The organism is Paenibacillus sp. P4_A7, from assembly GCF_056402455.1.
In genome coordinates, this window is record NZ_JBFUHJ010000828.1 from 1 (window position 1) to 991 (window position 991).

Below are 991 nucleotides of genomic sequence, written 5' to 3' on the forward strand. Positions count from 1 at the left end.
CTCTCATTCTCTTCACTCCAGTTCCATTATTGAATAAATAATATTAAATGTACAACAGTTATCATAATCGAGTACGCTTCTAAATTGAATCACTATACAGATGATAAATGATAAAAGGAAATTGAAATCAGTTCTCCTGTATCCGGATCAATAAAAAGCTTCAATAGTGATTCATTTCGTTGAAATACGATACCATCCTCAGCGATAAAATCCGGCTCTCCTAAAGCATCCTTTACAGCCTCAATCGTTGCCGGAACTATACTTTCATCTAGGAGTATCGTACTAGCACTCCCGAGCACTTCAACATATTCAATGAATCCATCATTAAAGGCGATGTTCATTTCGGGATACTCATAAATTTTTGATTGCTCGTAGAGGGTATCACTCGAAATCTGCTGGGGCTCACCCATCTTAGTAAGAACTATTTTTGCATCATCATAAAKTGAAATATTATTAACGGTTTGCAGGGTTATCTCCTGTTTGACTGATTGCAGAGATAGCGGTTGTTTGTCTGTTTGCATAGATATAGTCTGTTTGTCTGTTTCCAAGGGAACGGTCTGTTCGGCTGTATGAAAGGTCATCTTCTGTGTGTATTCTACTGGAGGGGATGATGAGGAGACCGTTACTTGACCGAAAATAACACCCAATATAAGTCCAGTTAGTATCATATTCTTCATGCGAGCTTCCCTCCAATAGTATAATTGTGTACTTTATACCATTTACCCTGTTCTGCTCGCTTTGAAACATAATATTGAATTTATCTTATTTAACCCTGCCGAGCATCATTTTGTATACAGCATAACTAAACAAATGTCATCTTTCTGAATACCATTAATCTGTGGCGAGATCATTGAATTAACTAACTCAGAAGGCTCTAAATTCTGATCGTTATTAAGCAATTCGACTAGCTTATTGATTGGAATCTCTTTGCCGTCATCCATCGAATCGGTTAATCCATCCGTATATAGAACAATTTTGATCTCATTTTCAT

2 protein-coding genes are annotated in these 991 nt (G+C 36.8%); both read right to left on the bottom strand.

What is annotated here, in order from left to right; all coding sequences use genetic code 11:
* Nucleotides 1-92: 92 nt before the first annotated feature.
* Nucleotides 93-677: a hypothetical protein gene (locus tag AC1DWN_RS34305; protein ID WP_477563275.1), complete on the bottom strand. Its 585-nt coding sequence runs from the start codon at nt 675-677 to the stop codon at nt 93-95.
* A gap of 105 nt (nt 678-782) precedes the next feature.
* On the bottom strand, nt 783-991 hold a 209-nt coding region (locus tag AC1DWN_RS34310; protein WP_477563276.1), incomplete at its 5' end, for a SpoIIE family protein phosphatase.